Source organism: Nocardia tenerifensis NBRC 101015 (genome assembly GCF_000308715.1).
Lineage (GTDB): Bacteria > Actinomycetota > Actinomycetes > Mycobacteriales > Mycobacteriaceae > Nocardia > Nocardia tenerifensis.
Genome location: NZ_BAGH01000604.1, coordinates 1 through 17,127, shown reverse-complemented (window position 1 = coordinate 17,127; position 17,127 = coordinate 1). Strand labels below are relative to the sequence as shown.

Below are 17,127 nucleotides of genomic sequence, written 5' to 3'. Positions count from 1 at the left end.
CGATTCAGGGTAAGGGGGTGAGGGCGCCGTCTCGATATTGGTCGCGGACTATGAAGCGGCGGACCTTGCCGCTGGAGGTCAGGGGGATGGAGCCGGCGGTTACCAGGACCACGTCGTCCAGGCGCAGGCCGTTGTGTTCGCCCACGGCTCGGCGGACGGCGGCGATGATCTCGAGTTTGTCGGCGTCGTCGGGGGTCTGGCCGCGGTCGAGCTCGGCGACCAGGACGAGGGCGGGGGTCTCGCCGTCGAGGACCTGGAAGGCCACGCAGCGGTCGGGGCGCAGGGCTGGGTGGGCGGCCATGGCGCTGGCCTCGAGGTCGGACGGGTAGTGGTTGTAGCCGTCGACGATGATGAGGTCTTTGCGGCGACCCGTGACGTAGAGCTGGTTCTCGTGGACGAAGCCGAGGTCGCCGGTGCGCAGGAAGTGCCCGGTGCGGCCGGCGACGGTCGCGGCGAAGGTGTCGGCGGTCGCCTCGGGCGCGTCCCAGTAGCCGAGCCCGATGCTGTCGCCGCGCAGGCAGATCTCGCCGACCTGCCCGTCCGGCAGCGGGGTGTGCGTGTCGGGGTCGGTGAGGACGAGTTCGTAGGCGTCGTTCAGCTCGCCGCTGGCCACGAGCCGCCGCCCGCCGGCCACCGGCTCCACCCGGCCCTTGGCCAGGGCGGTCGGGTCCACCTCGACGGTGGTGAGCCCGCTGCCCGCGGGGCCGCCGGTCACCAGGAGCGTGGCCTCGGCGAGCCCATAGCACGGGAACAGGCTGTGCGCGTCGAAGCCCGCCGCGCCGAAGTGCTCGGCGAAGGTGTCCATGGTGTCCACGCGCACGGGCTCCGCACCGCACAGCGCCACCCGCAGAGCGGAAAGGTCATAGCGTTCGACCTGATCGCGCGGTACCCGCCGCACCGCCAGCGCGAAGGAGAAGTTCGGCGCGACGGTATGGGTGGCCTTGTACCGCGACATCGCCGCGATCCAGCGCGCCGGGCGTTGCACAAAAGCCAAGGGGGACATGCTGATCACGGTCGAGTCGCTGTACACCGGATAGGTGACCATGCTGAGCAGGCCCATGTCGTGGAAGGTCGGCAGCCAGGCCACCCCCACCCCGTGCCCGATCTTCCCGGTCACCAGCCGCAGATTGGCGAGCACATTGCCGTGGGTGAGCGCGACGCCCTTCGGCTCACCGGTCGACCCGGACGAATACTGAAGGTGGGCAATGGTATCCCCGGTCAGCCCGGGGTCACGGTAGTCGTCGGCCTCGGCCGCCTCGATGCGGTCGGTCACCACCGTCCGCACCTGCGCGAATCCTTCGGCCTCGGCCAGCACGGGTGTCAGCAGCGGCTCGATATCGGCGCTGGTCAACAGGAGTTCCGCGCCGGAGTTGCGCACGATGGAGGCCAGCCGCGCCAGACTGTCGGCCAGCTTGTTCGGCTGCGGCGGCGCCACCGGCACCGCGATCACCCCGGCGTAGAGGCAGCCGTAGTAGGCGACGACGAACTCCAGTCCGGGCGCGTAGAGCAGCAGCGCCCGCTCCCCCGGCCGGGTGACCCGCGCCAGGTGCGCCGCGGTCGCGCGGGCGGCGCGGTCGAGCTCCGGGAAAGTCATTGTCGCGGTGGGCTCGTCGCCGTCGCCGAGGTGGTAGAAGCGCACCGGCTCCGGCGTCGCCGCGGCGCGGGCGGTGAGCATCTGCGCCAGGTTGGCGGGCTCGACCGGGAAATAGGTTGTCATGCTTGCACTCCTGTGGTCCGGCGGAGGAGATCCGTTTCGGCGCAGACCGATTCGGCCGGTCGCAGCGGAAAGTGTTGCGGCAGCGCGTCGCTGACGAAGGCGCCGACGTACTGCGCGTCGAGATCGAAGTGATGGACGTACCGGGTGGGCAGGTTCACCTCGTCCACGGCCCCGACCACGGCGCGCCCGGTGTGGTCGGTCCGCAACTCGATCGTGTCGGGCGAGACCGACAGCCCGCTGCCCAGCCATTTGAGATAGCTCTCCTTGGCCACCCAGTGGTGCAGGAACCGCTGCCGGTCCCGCCCGACCACGGCGGCCTCCCGCGGCGTCAGTACCCGCCCCGTCAGCCCGGCCAGGTCGAAGCCTGCGTCGAACGGCTCGGCGTCGACCCCGATCGACCCGGACCCGGCGACGGCCACGACGGCGAGCCCTCGCGTGTGCGTGAGATTGAACGCCGGTGCCCCGCAGGGCAACTCCGGCTTGCCGTGCGGCCCGGTGGCGAAGCGCAGCTCACTCGGTCGGCATCCGGTATACGCGGCCAGCACGCACCGCAGGGTGGCCCGGATGCGCACGAAGTCGCTGGCGAATTCGGCCGTGTCGAACCGGGCGCACCGCGAGATCTCCTCGGCGGACAACACCAAACTGTCCTCGGGCAAACATCTTCCGTTGAGCTTCAGCCACCACAGCTCGACCGCACCGGGCGCGATGACCCGCCGCACCGCGGTCTCGCCGATCATGACGGCCTCGACAGACAGTGCCGGACCCGGCGAATCACGATGTCGCGGTGCGACATCACGAAGAAGTGCCCGCCGGGCACCAGCTCGATGTCGACCCCGGCCGACCCGCACTCGGTCCACGGCTCGAGCTCGGCCATGGACACGTGCGTGTCGTCGCCGCCGCTGAGCACCGTGATCGGCACGTCCAGGGGCGGGTCGGGCCGATATCGATAGGTCTGGTCGACCCCGAGGTCGGCCCGCATGAGCGTGAGCACCGACTGGCGCATCTGCTCGTCGGCGAATACCTCGTCGGGGGTGCCGCCGAGCATGCGCACGATCTCGAGCAGCATCTCGTCGTCGGCCAGCCGGATCCACGGCAGCCGCGAAGGGCGTTGCGGCGCACGGCGTCCCGACACGATCAGATGCGTCGGGCGCGGGCCGCCCGCCGCCTGGAGCCTGCGCGCGAGCTCGTAGGCGACCAGCGCGCCCAGACTGTGCCCGAACAGCGCGAACGGCGGCCGCCACTGGCCGTCCATGGCGGCGAGCAGGTCGTCGAGCAGGCGGGTGAGATCCTGGAACGGCTCGTCGCGCAGCCGCATCTCGCGCCCGGGCGGCTGCAGCGGCACCACGTCGACCTCGGGCAGCAGGTGCCTGCGCCACGGCAGGTACGTCGAGGCGCCCGCGCCCGCGTGCGGCAGGCAGTACAGCGTGGTCGCCGCGCCGCCGTCGGCCGGGTACGGCATCCACTTGCGCGCGTCGATCGCCGGGGCGTTCATCGGCGCTCCATCGCGACGGTCTCCACGCGCAGATACGGCGGCGGCTCGGGGGGCGTCGCCGACGACGCGGCCAGCAGCGTGACGCCGTTCTCCTCCCCTACCTCCTGGAAGTCGGCGAATCGGTAGGTGATGTACATGATTCGGTTCCGGTCGGTGGGCACGTACTCGGCGACCAGTCGCGCGCCTTCGGATTGAGCAAGGCGCAGAACGTGATTCAGCAGCACCGTGCCCACACCGCGGGAGATCACCCGGCACGACATCAGCAGCAGCTTCAGCCGCCACTCGTCCGGACCGCGCTCGGCCAGCGCCAGACCGACCTGCCCGTAGGTGCCGTACCGGTCCTCCAGCTCCGCCATCAGCAACAGGTGGTCGTCGGAATCGGCAAGGGCGGCAAGCTCTTCGGCCGAGTACATGACGCCCGTGGAGTTCAGCTGGTTGGTGCGGACGACGAGCTCCTCGGCCCGGCCGATGTCCGAGGGGCCCGCCGGGCTGATGGTGAACCGCATGTCCAGCGTGGCCAGGAACTCGGCGTTGGTGCCGGCGAACTGCTCCTCGGCCGCCGTACGTTCGATGCTCGCCCGGTACATGTGCCGGCGCACCCGCGAGTCCGCGGTCACGTGCTTCGGCTGAAACTCCGGCCGGTCGGCCAGCGTCGCGGCCTCCGCGGCGTCGACGCAGAGCACCTCGGGGTGGGCGAAGCGGACCTCGTCGCGCTCGAGTTCCTGATCATCGACGAAGGCGAGGGTGTCGATGCCGATATCGAGCCGCTGCGCGATCGTCGCCACCGAGGCGGACTTGTTGTCCCAGCTGATCTGCGGATGCAGGAAATACTCCGCGATGCCGAGCTCCTCGAGCTTCGCGGCGGCGATCTCCGGATCGTTGCGGCTGGCGATGGAGTGCAGGATGCCGCGCTCGTCCAGTGCGACGATGGTCTCCCTGATTCCGGGTTTCAGATCGGTGACGGCGGCATTCTCCAAAAGGACTCCGTCCCACAGGGTGTGGTCGAGATCCCAGACCACGCACTTGATGAAGCGGGGGCGCTGACGGACATCGGAGTTCATCGGATTCTCCTGGCCTGGTGCGAATCAATCGACGTCGACGACGCGCGCCTGATTGCGGCACGCGTCGGCGGCGATGAGGACGTGTTGCAGCTGCGTGCTGCCCTCGATGATCTCCATGACCTTGGCGTCGCGCAGGTACCGGCCGACGGGGTAGTCGTCGCTGCAGCCGCGCGCGCCGTGCAGCTGCACGGCGTCGTTGGCCGCGGCCACCGCGGCGGTGGCGGCGAACTGTTTGGCCACGCACGTCGCCATGATGGTGTCCGGGCTGCCCGCGTCCTTGAGCTGCGCGGCCTGCCAGACCAGCAGCCTGGCCGCCCTGGTGTTGGTCGCGATGGTGGAGATCATCTGCTGCACGAGTTGGTGTTCGCGCAGCAGGGACCCGCCCTGCTGACGCGAGTTGGCGTGGCGCACACAGGCATTCAGACAGGCCTGGAGAATGCCGACGCACCCGGCGGCGACGCTGAACCGGCCGATGTCGAGGACCCCGGTGGCGATGGCCAGCCCCATGCCCGCGGGCCCGATGATCGCGTCGGCGCCGACCCGGCAGTCCTCGAAGACGATCTCGGCGACCTGGCTGCCGCGCGTCCCGGTGATCGACGTGACCGGTGTCCGCCGGATGCCCGGACTCGCGGCGTCGACCAGGAACACCGCGGGGCCGACCTCCGTGCGCGCGAAGACGAGCAGCACATCGGCGAGCTGGCCGCCGGTGACCCAGAGCTTGTGCCCGTGCAGAATCCATTCGTCGCCGTCGCGCCGGGCGGAGGCTTGCAGCGCGGCGAAGTCGCTGCCCGCCTCCTCCTCGGTCAGGCAGAACGCGCCGAGCGCGGCGCCGGCCACCATGTCGGCCCGCCACCTGCTCTTCGCGGCGTCGGTCCCCCAGCGGTCCAGCGCGTAGAGCGCCATCGAGTGCACGGTCAGCAGGCTGCGCATGGACGAGCAGCCGCGACCGATCTCCTCGTGCGTGCGCGCGAGCGCGGTCATGCCCGCGCCGGTGCCGCCCTCGGCCGCGGGCAGCACCGCGCCCCATAACCCGCGCGCGGCGAACTCGCCGACGATGCTCGTGTCGATCCGGGCCGCCCGATCGAACTCGGCCGCCCGCGGCGCGAGCACCTCGTCGACGAACGCGCCGATCCGCTCCCGCGACCACGCGTCGAAGGCGGCCTCGGCCCGCACCGCCATCACGCCACCTCGGTACTGCGCCCATTTCGGGCGCTGAGCCGGCCGACCAGCTCGGTCATCACGTCAACGGTGCGGAAGTTGTCGAGCATCAGCTCGTCGTTGGGGATCCGGTCGCCGAGGTTCTGCTCGATGAACATCACCAGTTCCATCGCGAAAAGCGAGTTGACGAAGCCACTTTCGAAGATGTCGCGATCGTCGTCGAGCAGCCCGTCGGGGAATCGCTTGGCGACGAATTCGTGGAGCTCGGCACGGGCATCGGAGAACATAACTACCGTCCTGTCGGTCGCGGGGAAGGGGTGCGGTGGTGCGGGCGGACTCTCATGAGTAGGAGAAGAAGCCCTGACCGGACTTGCGGCCGTGCAGCCCGGCGTCCACCATCTTCTTCAGCAAGGGGCACGGCCGATACTTGCTGTCTCCGTAGAACTCCTGGAGTCCCTCGATGCTGTACAGGATGGTGTCGAGCCCGATGAGGTCGGCGGTCTCCAGCGGTCCCGACGCGTGCCCGAAGCAGGACCGGAAGATGTCGTCGACCTCGGCCGCCGTCGCCACGCCGTCCTGGAGCAGGAAGATCGCCTCGTTGACCATGAGCATCAGCACCCGGTTGGAGACGAAGCCCGGCATGTCGTTGACGACGATGCCCCGCTTGTCCAGGTCGGCGAGCAGTTGCAACGCGGTCGCGATGGTGGTCTCGGAGGTGTGCCAGCCGCGGATCACCTCGACGGTGGACTTCATCGGCACCGGGTTCATGAAGTGCATGCCGAGCACCCGATCCGGGCGGCCGGTGACCCCGCCGATCTTGGTGATCGGGATGCAGGAGGTGTTGGCCGCGAAGATGGTCTCGCCGGGGCAGACGCGGTCGAGCTCCGGATAGATCTCGGCCTTGAGCGCCCAGTTCTCGGTGATGTTCTCGATCACGAACTCCGCCGCGCCGAGCTCGCCGAGCTCGGTGGTATAGCTGACCCGTTTGGTCATGTCGCCGTACTTCTCAGTGTCGTGGCCGAACAGCCGCCCGGTGCGCGCGTAGCGAACGACCTCGCTCTCCGCGCGCTCGAGCTGCGCCCGCGACCGGTCCACGAGCACGACCGAGAACCCGTGCGCGGCAAGCGCTTGCGCGAGACCGGTGCCCATCACACCGGCCCCGACGACGCCGAGGAGTTTCATGCGGGTGAGTTCCTTTCGTCCGCGGTCGCGGTGAGCAGGTAGTCGGCCATATCGGCGATCGTCGGGGCCTCGAACAGCGCGACGGTCGCGACGGTCACCCGGAACTGCTTCTTGATCGCGTTGATCAGTTGCAGGCCGACGAGCGAGTTGCCGCCGGACTCGAAGAAGTTCTCGTGCGGGCCGACCCGGTCGACGCCGAGCGCGTCGCACCACAGCTCCGTGAGCCTGCGCCGATACTCCTCGACCGTCCGGCCGGGCGGCGTCGCGCTGGAATCCGTTGCCGCGCCCGGTGTCTCGCTCAGCGGATCACCACCGCCGACCCACGCCCCGATGCGCTCGGACAGCAGACCCGCGGAGACGACCGCGCGGCGCGGGCCGCCCGCGACCAGCCGGTCCAGCGCCGCGAGCGCGTCCGCGGCGGAGAACGAGTACTTGCCCAATGACTCTGCTACGCCGGGCTTTTCGCCGTGCCGGACGGTGGCCCGCCAGGTGTCCCAGCACGCCGATCGCCAGGCGGACCGACCGGGCAGCCCCGGCAGCGTGACAAACTGGTCCTGGAAGGCGTTGGCGGCCGCGTAGGCGGCGAATCCGATGCCGCCGAGGACCGCCGACATCGACGACAGCAGGACCACGAAGTCGGGGCGCTCCCCGCGCAGGGCGTCGGCGAGGGCGATGGTGCCGTCGATCTTGGCCCGGAAGTGGGCCGCGCTGATCTCCGGCGTCGTCGCCTCGATGGTGGTGAACGCGTCGGGCGAGAGCACGCCCGCGGCGTGGACCACGCCGTCGATCGGGCCGAAGGCGTTGCGCGCCTTGGCGAACGCCCTGGCGGCGGCTTCGTCGTCGCCGATGTCGCACGGCAGTACGAGCACCTCCGCTCCGGTGCGGGTCAGCTCGCGCACCGCGGCGGCCTTGGCGCGCGTCGTCTCGTCGGCCCGCGCGAGCGCGTCCGCGTCGTCCGGATCCGGCAGGGGTGTCCTGGCCAGGAGGGCGAGTTTGACGCCGTTCGCCGCGGCGGCCAGATGAGCGGCCACCTCGAGGCCGATATTCCCTGTGCCCCCGGTGATCACGTAGACGCCGCCGTCACGCACGTAGGGGGCGGGCGCGTCCACCGTTAGTGGGCGGAAACGCTTCACCAGTCTGCGCCGGCCGCGACGGGCGATCGCGACGTCCGTGCCCGGCCAGTTCAGCTCGGCGACAACGGCTTCGGTGAGGTCGTCCCAGGAGACGTCCTCGTCGTCCACCGGGGTGACCACGTCGAGGGTGCGGACCGCGAGGCCCGGGTACTCCTGCCCGATGGTCAGCGCGGGGCCCGCGACGGTGGTCTTGCCGGGGAACAGCTCGTCCTCGGGTTCGACCGCCTGCGCGTGATCGGTGACGACCAGGATCCGGCAGCCGTCGACGCAGTGCCGGCCCAGCGGCCCGGCCAGCGCCATCAGGCTGTCGTACCCGAGCCGCCGGTGCGCGGCGACCAGGTCGGCGGTCGCCGGATCCGCCGTCGAGCCGTGCACCGACCACAGGTGAACTACCGTGCGCGGCAACAGATTCCGTTCGGCGAGGGCCGAGACCAGACGCTCGTAGTCGGCGGGCCGGCCGGGGCGGATGCGGTATCCGCCCGCCGGGCACGTCCCGAAATCCGTACCGGGAGCGACGGTTACCACCTCGGCGCCGTCGAGCGCCTTCACCAGGTGACCCGCCAGATCGGCGCTGCGGGTGCCCGGGTCGGTGAAGACGAGGTAGGGGCCGCGGCGATCGGTGGAGTCGATCGCGGCGGGCACCGCGGCCCAGTGCGGCTCGTACAGCTCCGTGGCCTCGGCCACGACGCGGGTCGCCTTGACACCGGCCGGTTTACCGGCCTCGGGCCAGAACTGCTGGTGCTGAAAGGAGTACGCCGGCAGCGAGATGGTGGTGTCGGCCGACCCGACGGGCGCCCAGTCCACCGCCACCCCGCCGGCCCACAGCCGGCCGAGCGTGCGGGCCACGATCTTCTCGTCCGGATCGCGTGTCGCGGAACCGCGCAACGTCGGCAGCGCGGCGACACCACCGGTGTGCGCCAGGTTCTGGCTGACGAGGCTGCCCAGCTGGCCGGCGCCGAGGTCGAGCACCACGCACCCGTGCGAGCCCGCGAGCGCGTCGACGCCGTCGGCGAACGCGACCGTCGAGCACATGTGGTCCGCCCAGTACTGCGGGTCGCGCGCCTGCTCGTCGGTGATCCACGTGCCGGTCAGGTTGGACACGAACGGAATTCGCGGCGCCCGCAGTTCGAGCCCGGCGAACAGTTCGAGGAACTTCTCCCGCAGCGGATCCAGCAGCGGCGAGTGCATCGCGCGGGTCGTCGGCACCCGTCGAGCGGCGATCTCGTCGGCGGTGAGGCGCTGCTCGAGTGCGGCGACGGCGGCCTCGGTCCCGGCGACGACCACGGTGGTCGGGCTGTTGATCGCGGCGCAGGACAGGTCGGGGCCGAGATACTCGGCGACCCGGGCCTCGGTGGCCGCGACGGTGAGCATGGCGCCGGCCTCGGCCGCCGCGACGAGCTGGGCGCGCCGCACGACGAGCGGGAGCGCGACCTCGACGTCGAACACCCCGGCCAGGCAGGCCGCGGAGTACTCGCCGAGGCTGTAGCCGAGCAGGCCGTTCGGCTCGATGCCGTAGCCGCGCCACAGCCGGGCCGCGGCGTAGTTCAGCGTGAAGACCACCGCGTGCGCCAGGTCGATTCGGCTCACGAGCTCGCCGGCCCCGGCGGTGGCGTCGCGGCGCAGCGCCGCGAAGGGGTCCGACGCCGCGGGCGCCGCCGCCGGGTACAGCGCGGTGCGCAGGTCCATGCCGAGGGCGTCGGCCGCGATCTCGGCGCAGCGGTCGATCGCGGCGCGGAACTCCGGGTGCGCGCGGTAGAGGTCGCGTCCCATGCCGGGGAACTGATCGCCGGTGCCGGGCAAGACGAATCGCACGTCGGGGCGTCGGCCGCGCGGCGCGGTGGTCACCGGGATCCGGCGGCCGACCTCGTCGAGCGCCTCGGCGGCGTCGAGCAGGGTCCGGAACGGCACGGCCGCGCGGACCGGCATGGTGGATCGCCCGGTCTGCAGGGTGGCCGCGACGGCCGAGGGGGCGAGGCGCGGATGGGCGCGCAGATGCTCGGCGATCGCGTGCGCGGTGGCGGTCACCGTCTCGGGCGAGCGACCGGACAGCGGCAAGATGTGCCAACGGTTCTCGTCGTCGGCGCGCCGCTCCTGCGCGTCGCGCGGCGGGGCGGACACGATGACGTGGGCGTTGGTGCCCGACCAGCCGAACGAGCTGACACCGGCGGTGGGCGTGCGCGACTCGTCGAGCGGCCACGGAATGTTCTCGTGCGGCAGGCGAACCGGGCTCGCGGCCCAGTCGATGGCTGGATTCGGTTGCCGCAGATGCAGATTGCGCGGAATCGTGCGGCGGTTCAGCGCGAGCACGGTTTTGACGAGCCCGGCCATGCCTGCCGCGCCGGTGAGATGCCCGATATTGGTCTTGACCGCGCCCACGTACAGCGGCCGGGTCTCGGCGCGCGCCTCGCCGAAAGCTTCGGTGAGCGCGGCGATCTCGATGGCGTCGCCGAGCTGGGTGCCCGAGCCGTGCGCCTCGACGTAGTCGATGTCGTCGGGGCCGATACCCGCGCGCTGCTGCGCCTCCCGGACGACCGCGACCTGCGCGGCCCGGTTCGGCGCGGTCAGGCCGTTGCTGGTGCCGTCCTGGTTCACCGCGGTGCCGTGCACCACTGCCAGCACTTGGTGCCGCCGGGCTACGGCGTCGGTGAGCCGTTCGACGACGACCGCGCCGCAGCCCTCGCCGAGCAGGAATCCGTCGGCCGCCGCGTCGAAGGTCTTGCAGCGGCCGTCGGCGGCGAGCATTCGCATCTTGCAGGCCTGCTGGTAGGTGTCGGGGTGCACGATGGCGCTGACGCCGGCGACGACCGCGCGGTCGCACTCGCCGTTGCGAATGCTGTTGACGGCCAAATGCAGTGCGACCAGCGAGGACGAGCAGGCCGTGTCGACGACGAGACTCGGCCCGCGCAGATCGAGCAGGTAGGACAGCCGGCCCGCGGCGACGCTGGACGCGCTGCCGAGCCCGAGGTACGGGTCGTCCAGCTCCGCGTGGCCGCCGTGGTCCACCAGGACCCCGGCGTAGCGGCTGTCGGCCATCATGCCGACGAAAACCCCGGTGCGACTGCCGCGGATCTGATCGGCCGGAATGGCGGCGTCCTCGAACGCGGCCCACACCGTCTCGAGCAGCATGCGCTGCTGCGGGTCCATCCGCAGCGCCTCGCGGGGGGAGATGCCGAAGAACTGGGCGTCGAAGCCGGCGAGGTCGTCGACGAACGCGCCCTTCGTGGTGTACGTGGTCTCGGGCGAGTAGGGGTCGGGGTCGAAATACCGCTGCGCGTCCCATCTTTGGGGTGGCACGTCGGTCGCCGTGTCGATGCCGTCCGCCAGGTTTCGCCAGAACAATTGCGGCGTGTTCGCGCCGCCGGGGAATCGGCACGCCAGGCCCGCGATGACTATCGTCTGATCGTCGGGGGCGGCCGGCGTGCTCGCATCGAGCGCCGCGGTGGCACCCGGCGCCGCGGCGGCGTCGAATTGCGGTGCGGCACGGCCGGAATCGGCGGGCGGGCCCACGAGTGCCGCGCTCAGCAACTCCACGGTCGGATGCTCGTAGAGCAGGGTCTCGGGGAGACTGCGGTCGAGCCACTCCTCCAGTTCACCGGACAGCCCGACCGCGTCGGCGGAGGTCAAACCGTAGGCGGCAAAGGTGGTCGTTCGATCGATCGCCGCCGGATCCACTCCGATGATCTGGCTTATCTTCGCCGCCACCCACTCCTCGATCGCCGACCGATCGATAGAGCCGGGCCCCTCCGGATTCGTATCCACCAATACCGCCCTTCAGACATCGGCGTCATGGCCAGAATGTTCGAATTCGCACAGCGCTTTTACCATCCACCCCGTCAGGGATAGCTGAGCCCCTGGTGGCCCCGAATCTAGCACCGACACACCCACCTCGCAACGCATTTCCAGCATACTGCAGTCGACCACAATTATGAATGCGCTCGTTTGTGACCGAGTGCCGTCCCCCGCCCAGCTCGGAGTACATTTTCGTCGTTTACTCATATTACACAACCCCCCAATAAGGGGGCTATCGCCGCAAACGAATCCCCCCGATCGGGGGGTTTACAACCCGTGCCTGCACACTGTTGTCGACATAAACACGGAAGACCGATCGACCATTGATCACAGAATGGTAAGATGTGATGAGGGTCACAGATAGTCGAACGGGTTACGCACCGGTAAGTCGGCTATCTTGAGATCGGGGCGGGCTTCATGTCGTCCAGCCGTTACAGCCGGAGTGTCACGAATTATACATATTGATCAGGATAGTCCATTGCCCGAATTTCAGCGAAGGGTAGCCGAACAATTACCGAGCCTCGCCGAATTTCAGGACAACGGGTCGCCGGACTAAGGATATCCATTGGAAACTCAGCAGATCAGCTCCTCGGCCGGGAATACCGTGGTCACCTTCGCGGAGCGGGCGAGCACGCCCTTCGCGAAGACACTGGACGGCCTGCGCACCAATCCCGATCTGAAATTGTTCTGGGACTGCATCTGGACGCCGCCCACCACGGCAGAGAAATTCCTGGAGTACGCCGGTCAATTACGCCGATTCGCCGCGCACAGCGGCGGCCTGCTCGGCCGGAGCCCCGATTTCCTGGCCGGCATCGTCTCGGCCTGGGCCGCCAACGCGGACCATTTCGGCGACGGCGCCGAGCCGATCCGGGAATTCCATCGGGAATGCCGCGCCGATAATCGGATCCTCACGCACGCGATCTCCGATATCTCCGAGCGCGGCCGCATCTCCGAGGACCATCTGCTGAAGGTCGTCGCCCGCGACGCCGACGGCATCTACCTGAGCGGGTTCAAACAGCTGGCCACGCTGGCGCTGTACTCCGACGTGCTGTTGATCTACCCCTACCGCATGCTCTCGGCCGCGGAGGACTGCACCGCGCTGTGCGTCGCGATCGAACCCGACAGCGACGGCGTGACCGTGCATTCGAGGGCGGGTTTCCGTGGCGCGCACGAAATTCCGGACCACTCGATCGACGCGCTCGACGAACAGGACGCGATCATCGAACTCGATCACGCCTTCGTGCCGAACTCCCGCGTCTTCATCGACGGCTCGATCGAGCAGTGCAATACGCTGCGGGCGCGGACCGGCATGACGCATCCGGCGTGGGTGCAGGCGCTCGCCCGCATGGCGGCCAAGGCCGAGATGTATCACGCGCTGGCCCAGCGGGTGCTCGACGGCGGGCCGACCTCGGTCAAGGAACCCGCGGTGGTGCTGGCGAAGCTCCGCCGTTTCGCCGCCAGCACCGAACGGGACTTCCAGGCCGCGCTCGAATCGGCGACCTTCGACGAACGCTACGGTTTCTGGGCCGCCGACCGCACCCTGCTGCTGCAAGGCATCGGCAACTTCACCGAGCGCATCGAGGGCGCGACGACGCTGCTCTCGCAGATCGCCGGGCTGGATCTGATCTGCCCGAAGCCGGGCCGAACAACCGAGCACGGACTCATTCCCGCCGCGCCGCAGCTCTCCGACTGGACATTGTTCACCAACCTTTCCTCGGGAGCGTACGGATATCGGCAGAACAAATACGAGCTGGCTTTCGTCGGTGACCCCGATCGGCTCGCCGCTGGCTGACAGGCGGAAATATCCCGCAAGAGAGGTATGAACGACATGCTTACACGGAATCGCCTGATCGAAGCGCTGGAACCGTTCAGCGGATACGTGCAGTCGGCGGTGCTGTACAACCTGCTCGAGCACGGCGTCGTCGAGCAGATCGTGGTGAACGAGGTCTCGGCCCGCAAGGCGCTGGAATCGGTAGTCACCACCCCCGAACGCGTCGAGGCTCTGCGGCTGTTCTTACGCACGGCGGGCTATATCGACAACGATCGGGCCACCGACAAACTCGTGCAAATCTGGGAAGCCCGCGGCTGGTATCAGATGATGATCGGCGGCTACGGCCGGACCTTCCTCGATATCGGCGCCGGCTTCGCCTCCCCCGCCGCGGTGCCGCGCGACGGCCGCATGGTCGGCGTCGGCAGCTGCGAGATCAGCGTGCACGACGCGATCCCGCTGATGTATCGCGTGCTCGATCAGCGCGGTAAAACCTACCGCAGCGGCATCGACCTCGGCTGCGGCAGCGGAATCTTCCTCACCACGCTGGCCGAGAAATACCCGGAGATGCGGCTCACCGGAATCGAGCCGAGTCCCGAGGGCGCGGCGGCCGCGGTGGAGTTCGTCGCCGGATCCCAGCACGCCGACCGCATCGACATCGTCAACGCCGACGCGATCGGTCACCTCGAGCAGACCGACTCGCACTACGACTTCGGCATCATCAGCTTCGTCATCCACGAGATCCTCGGCCAGGACGGCGAGGACGGCGTCCGCAAATTCCTGCGTTCCCTGTTCGACACCAACCCCGGCATCGAACTGCTGGTGATCGATATCGATTACTGCTGGGACGACGAGGAGCGCATGCGCGACCCGCATCGCACGAACTACTACAACCACTACTTCCTGCTGCACCCGTTCACCGACCAGCGGCTCGAGACCAAGGAGTACTGGACGAAGCTCTACGAGAGCGAGGGGCTCGAGGTGGTGGTGCAGGACGTGGACACCCCCGGCCTCGACGAGACCGGCATCGTGACCGCAATGCTGTTGCGGTCCAAGGAAAATCGAGATGACTGACTACACCGACAGCCAGGCCGTCTCCCGGCTGAGCTCCGGCCCGCGCACCTTCTTCCGGCTGCCGTACCGGCCGATCCGGGAGCTGACCGCCGCGGACGGGGTGGACGCCGTCATCCTCGGGGTGCCGATCGACGGCGCGACGGGCTACCGCAGCGGGGCGCGCTTCGGCCCCGAGGCGGTGCGCTCGGCCAGCACGCTGGGCCGCCTCGGCAGCAGGGAGCGCGGCCTGGTCATCACCGATCTGCTCACCGTCGTCGACGGCGGCGACGTGCACATCGTGCCCGGCTACCATCTCGAGACGCTCGAGCTGATCGAGCGCGGCGTCGACGCGGTGCACGACATCGGGGCGCTGCCCATCCTGGTCGGCGGCGATCACAGCCTGGCCATCGCCGAATTGCGCGCGGCGGCAAGGAAACACGGGCCGCTCTCGCTCGTGCAGCTGGACGCGCACCGGGACGTGCTCGACAACTACTTCGGCATGAAGCACTTCCACGGCACGGTGTACCGCCGCGCCGCCGAGGAGGGGCTCATCGACCCGACGACGAGCATCCAGATCGGCATGCGCGGCAGCGTGCCGCGCGAGGATTTGGCCGACGACGGCCTGGGCTTCACCGTGATCCACAGCGACGACGCGCTGGAACTCGGCTGCCGCGAACTCGGCCGGATCGTGCGGGACAAGGTCGGGTCGAACCCGGTCGCGCTGACCTTCGACATCGACTTCGTCGACCCGTCGTGCGCCCCCGGCACCGGAACGCCCGAGGTCGGCGGCCCCTCCTCGGCCTTCGCGCTGCGGCTGCTGCGCGAGCTGGCGCTGCCGAACATTCGCACCGTCTCGCTGGTCGAGATCTCGCCGCCGTACGACACCGCCGACATCACCGCCCACCTCGGCGTCGCGGTGATCTTCGAAATCATGACCCTCGCCGCCGCGGCCCGGCGGACCACGACGCAACAGAATGGTCGTATGCATGCCTGACAACATCACCGACCTCGAGGTCAAGGCGCTGATCGACGGCGTGAACCTCTCCGATGGGCATCCGCGAATGTCGCTGTCGGACAGTCAATCCGAGATCGTCGCCGCCTTCTCGGACATCTTCGCCGAGACCAGGAAGGTGCCGGTCGACGTGGTGGAGCGCGCCGCGCGCTCGGCGTTCCTGTCCTCGATCGGGCAGCACGCCGCGCTGGCCGAGGACGTCGAGTTCCGCAGCTGCTACTCCTCCTCGACCGCGATCGACATGATCGGCAAGGCGATTCGGCTCGCGGGCCGCGAGGTGGTCATGGTCGAGCCGACCTTCGACAACCTGCACGACCTGCTCGCCGGGCACGGCCTGACGATCCGCTCCGTCGCCGAGGACGAGCTGGCCACGGGCTCGCTCGCGGAGGTTGTCCCGGCGCACGGCGTGCTGTTCACCGTCTCGCCGAACAACCCGACCGGCACCGTGATCGGCGCGGATCGCCTGCACGAGCTCGCCGCCGCCTGCGCCGAGCGCGGCACCGTGCTGGTCATCGACTCGTGCTTCCGCGCCCAGGATCTGCGCGCCCAGTACGACATGTACGCCGTGCTCGGCCGCTACGAGCTCGACTGGGCGATCATCGAGGACACCGGAAAGCTCTGGCCCCTACAGGAATTGAAGACCGGCTTCCTGAATTGGAATGCGGGCAACCCGCTTCCGCTGGCGCGGATGTACTCCGATCACATGCTCTCGGCCTCGCCGTTCATCCTGCGGGTCGTCGAGCTGTTCGCCGAGGACGGCAGGCACGGCGGCTACGACCGGCTGCGCGGCGGCATCCAGAGCAATCGGACCCTGGCACGCGAGCACATCAACCTCGCGCCCGCCTATCCTGAGTCCAGGATCTCGGTCGACACGTTCCGGCTGCCGGACGGCGTCGAGGCCGGCGCGCTCTACGCCGAACTCGGCGAGGTCGGCGTGCACGTGCTGCCCGGCGAGCTGTTCTACTGGGCGCAGCCGAAACTCGGCACCGATCTGATCCGTATCTCGCTGGCGCGCGATCCGGAAGCCGTCGTCACCGGCTGCCGGCGCGTCGACCAGCACCTCGAGGCGTGGAGGCGTGTTGTCATCAGGTGAGCGCGCGACGGTGGTCCTGCTCCAGGCGAAGCAGTCGCTCGGCGCGGCCGGACTGGCCGAGTTCGGCGCGGCCGTCGCGGCGGCGGGCGCCGAACTACGGATCCTGCGCACCGGCGAGGTTCCGCTGGTCCGCGAGGGCGACGACGCGGCGGCCGGGGTCGGCGACGCCCGGATCGCCCCCGTCGAGGAGTGGCGATCGCTGATTCCGGACGGCGCCACCGCGATCGTCACCAACGACGAGTATCTGCTCGGCACCGCCGCGCGGCTGTGCGGCGACGCCGGGCTGCGCTCCCCGATTCCCGCGGGCTCCCTGGAGAACTACCGGCACAAGGGGGTCATGCGCCGGACGCTGGAGGCGGCGGGCATCCCGGTGCCGGAGACGCTGATCGTCTCGGGCGGCGCCGTCGAAAAGGCCGGGGGCTGCACCGGTTTCGCCGACGACGAGCTCGTCATCGTCAAGCCGGCCGCGGAGGCCAACCTCCGCGGCATCCGGACCGAGCGGTTCGCGAGCGTCGATCTCGGCGCGCTCGACGACGAACTGGTCGAGCGGCTGCTCGAAGGGCCGCAATATCATTCGGAGGTGCTGGTCACGAACGGCACGGTGACGCATCTGTTCTCGGGGTTGTACATCCGCTCGCTGCTCGACCTGACCAAGGGTGGCGGCTCGGG

General features: G+C 69.4%; 13 protein-coding genes. 5 read left to right on the top strand and 8 right to left on the bottom strand.

From position 1 onward, the window contains the following. Positions 1–4: 4 nt before the first annotated feature. The 8 genes from ON39_RS42050 to ON39_RS42015 are packed head-to-tail and all read right to left on the bottom strand — an operon-like array spanning position 5 to position 11,502. Positions 5–1,717 carry a fatty acyl-AMP ligase gene (locus ON39_RS42050; RefSeq protein WP_040742635.1) on the bottom strand — a complete coding sequence of 571 codons (1,713 nt, stop codon included), beginning with the start codon at positions 1,715–1,717 and terminating at the stop codon, positions 5–7. Continuing rightward, complete coding sequence (locus ON39_RS42045; RefSeq protein ID WP_040742633.1) at positions 1,714–2,454, bottom strand: 4'-phosphopantetheinyl transferase family protein; 741 nt, start codon at positions 2,452–2,454, stop codon at positions 1,714–1,716. The genes ON39_RS42050 and ON39_RS42045 overlap by 4 nt, the downstream gene beginning before the upstream one ends. Further along, entirely contained in the window at positions 2,451–3,209 is a 759-nt protein-coding gene (locus tag ON39_RS42040) for a thioesterase II family protein (RefSeq protein ID WP_040742632.1), read from the bottom strand. Before ON39_RS42040 ends, ON39_RS42045 begins: the two co-directional genes overlap by 4 nt. Then, positions 3,206–4,270, bottom strand: coding sequence for an HAD-IIIC family phosphatase (locus ON39_RS42035; protein ID WP_040742631.1), 1,065 nt, complete (start codon positions 4,268–4,270; stop codon positions 3,206–3,208). Before ON39_RS42035 ends, ON39_RS42040 begins: the two co-directional genes overlap by 4 nt. A gap of 24 nt (positions 4,271–4,294) precedes the next feature. Further along, the gene (locus tag ON39_RS42030; protein WP_040742629.1) at positions 4,295–5,449 is read right to left on the bottom strand and encodes an acyl-CoA dehydrogenase family protein; all 1,155 of its coding nucleotides are present in this window, start codon (positions 5,447–5,449) and stop codon (positions 4,295–4,297) included. Further along, positions 5,449–5,715 carry an acyl carrier protein gene (locus ON39_RS42025; protein ID WP_040742627.1) on the bottom strand — a complete coding sequence of 89 codons (267 nt, stop codon included), beginning with the start codon at positions 5,713–5,715 and terminating at the stop codon, positions 5,449–5,451. Before ON39_RS42025 ends, ON39_RS42030 begins: the two co-directional genes overlap by 1 nt. A 52-nt stretch (positions 5,716–5,767) precedes the next feature. Further along, positions 5,768–6,610, bottom strand: a complete 843-nt coding sequence (locus ON39_RS42020) for a 3-hydroxyacyl-CoA dehydrogenase family protein (RefSeq protein ID WP_040742626.1) — start codon at positions 6,608–6,610, stop codon at positions 5,768–5,770. Further along, positions 6,607–11,502, bottom strand: a complete 4,896-nt coding sequence (locus ON39_RS42015) for a type I polyketide synthase (RefSeq protein WP_169335966.1) — start codon at positions 11,500–11,502, stop codon at positions 6,607–6,609. The genes ON39_RS42020 and ON39_RS42015 overlap by 4 nt, the downstream gene beginning before the upstream one ends. A 595-nt stretch (positions 11,503–12,097) precedes the next feature. On the opposite strand from ON39_RS42015, the gene ON39_RS42010 reads away from it, so the two are divergent. The 5 genes from ON39_RS42010 to ON39_RS41990 form a co-directional block, all read left to right on the top strand. Beyond that, positions 12,098–13,324 carry a 4-hydroxyphenylacetate 3-hydroxylase N-terminal domain-containing protein gene (locus ON39_RS42010; RefSeq protein WP_040742624.1) on the top strand — a complete coding sequence of 409 codons (1,227 nt, stop codon included), beginning with the start codon at positions 12,098–12,100 and terminating at the stop codon, positions 13,322–13,324. 36 nt (positions 13,325–13,360) lie between these two features. Next, a complete protein-coding gene (locus ON39_RS42005; RefSeq protein WP_157195629.1) occupies positions 13,361–14,374 on the top strand; it encodes a methyltransferase domain-containing protein in 1,014 nt (337 codons plus the stop codon). Then, complete coding sequence (locus ON39_RS42000; RefSeq protein WP_040742622.1) at positions 14,367–15,347, top strand: arginase family protein; 981 nt, start codon at positions 14,367–14,369, stop codon at positions 15,345–15,347. The genes ON39_RS42005 and ON39_RS42000 overlap by 8 nt, the downstream gene beginning before the upstream one ends. Further along, positions 15,340–16,458, top strand: coding sequence for a pyridoxal phosphate-dependent aminotransferase (locus tag ON39_RS41995; RefSeq protein WP_040742620.1), 1,119 nt, complete (start codon positions 15,340–15,342; stop codon positions 16,456–16,458). The genes ON39_RS42000 and ON39_RS41995 overlap by 8 nt, the downstream gene beginning before the upstream one ends. After that, on the top strand, positions 16,445–17,127 hold a 683-nt coding region (locus ON39_RS41990), incomplete at its 3' end, for an ATP-grasp domain-containing protein (protein WP_218006203.1). The genes ON39_RS41995 and ON39_RS41990, both read left to right, overlap by 14 nt.

Bases quoted from the DNA above. Each gene is read 5' to 3' on its own strand.
- ON39_RS42050 (WP_040742635.1), bottom strand. From the start codon at position 1,717: ATGACAACCTATTTCCCGGTCGAGCCCGCCAACCTGGCGCAGATGCTC.
- ON39_RS42025 (WP_040742627.1), bottom strand. From the start codon at position 5,715: ATGTTCTCCGATGCCCGTGCCGAGCTCCACGAATTCGTCGCCAAGCGA.
- ON39_RS42005 (WP_157195629.1), top strand. From the start codon at position 13,361: ATGCTTACACGGAATCGCCTGATCGAAGCGCTGGAACCGTTCAGCGGA.
- ON39_RS42030 (WP_040742629.1), bottom strand. From the start codon at position 5,449: ATGGCGGTGCGGGCCGAGGCCGCCTTCGACGCGTGGTCGCGGGAGCGG.
- ON39_RS42020 (WP_040742626.1), bottom strand. From the start codon at position 6,610: ATGAAACTCCTCGGCGTCGTCGGGGCCGGTGTGATGGGCACCGGTCTC.
- ON39_RS42035 (WP_040742631.1), bottom strand. From the start codon at position 4,270: ATGAACTCCGATGTCCGTCAGCGCCCCCGCTTCATCAAGTGCGTGGTC.
- ON39_RS42045 (WP_040742633.1), bottom strand. From the start codon at position 2,454: ATGATCGGCGAGACCGCGGTGCGGCGGGTCATCGCGCCCGGTGCGGTC.
- ON39_RS42040 (WP_040742632.1), bottom strand. From the start codon at position 3,209: ATGAACGCCCCGGCGATCGACGCGCGCAAGTGGATGCCGTACCCGGCC.
- ON39_RS42000 (WP_040742622.1), top strand. From the start codon at position 14,367: ATGACTGACTACACCGACAGCCAGGCCGTCTCCCGGCTGAGCTCCGGC.
- ON39_RS41995 (WP_040742620.1), top strand. From the start codon at position 15,340: ATGCCTGACAACATCACCGACCTCGAGGTCAAGGCGCTGATCGACGGC.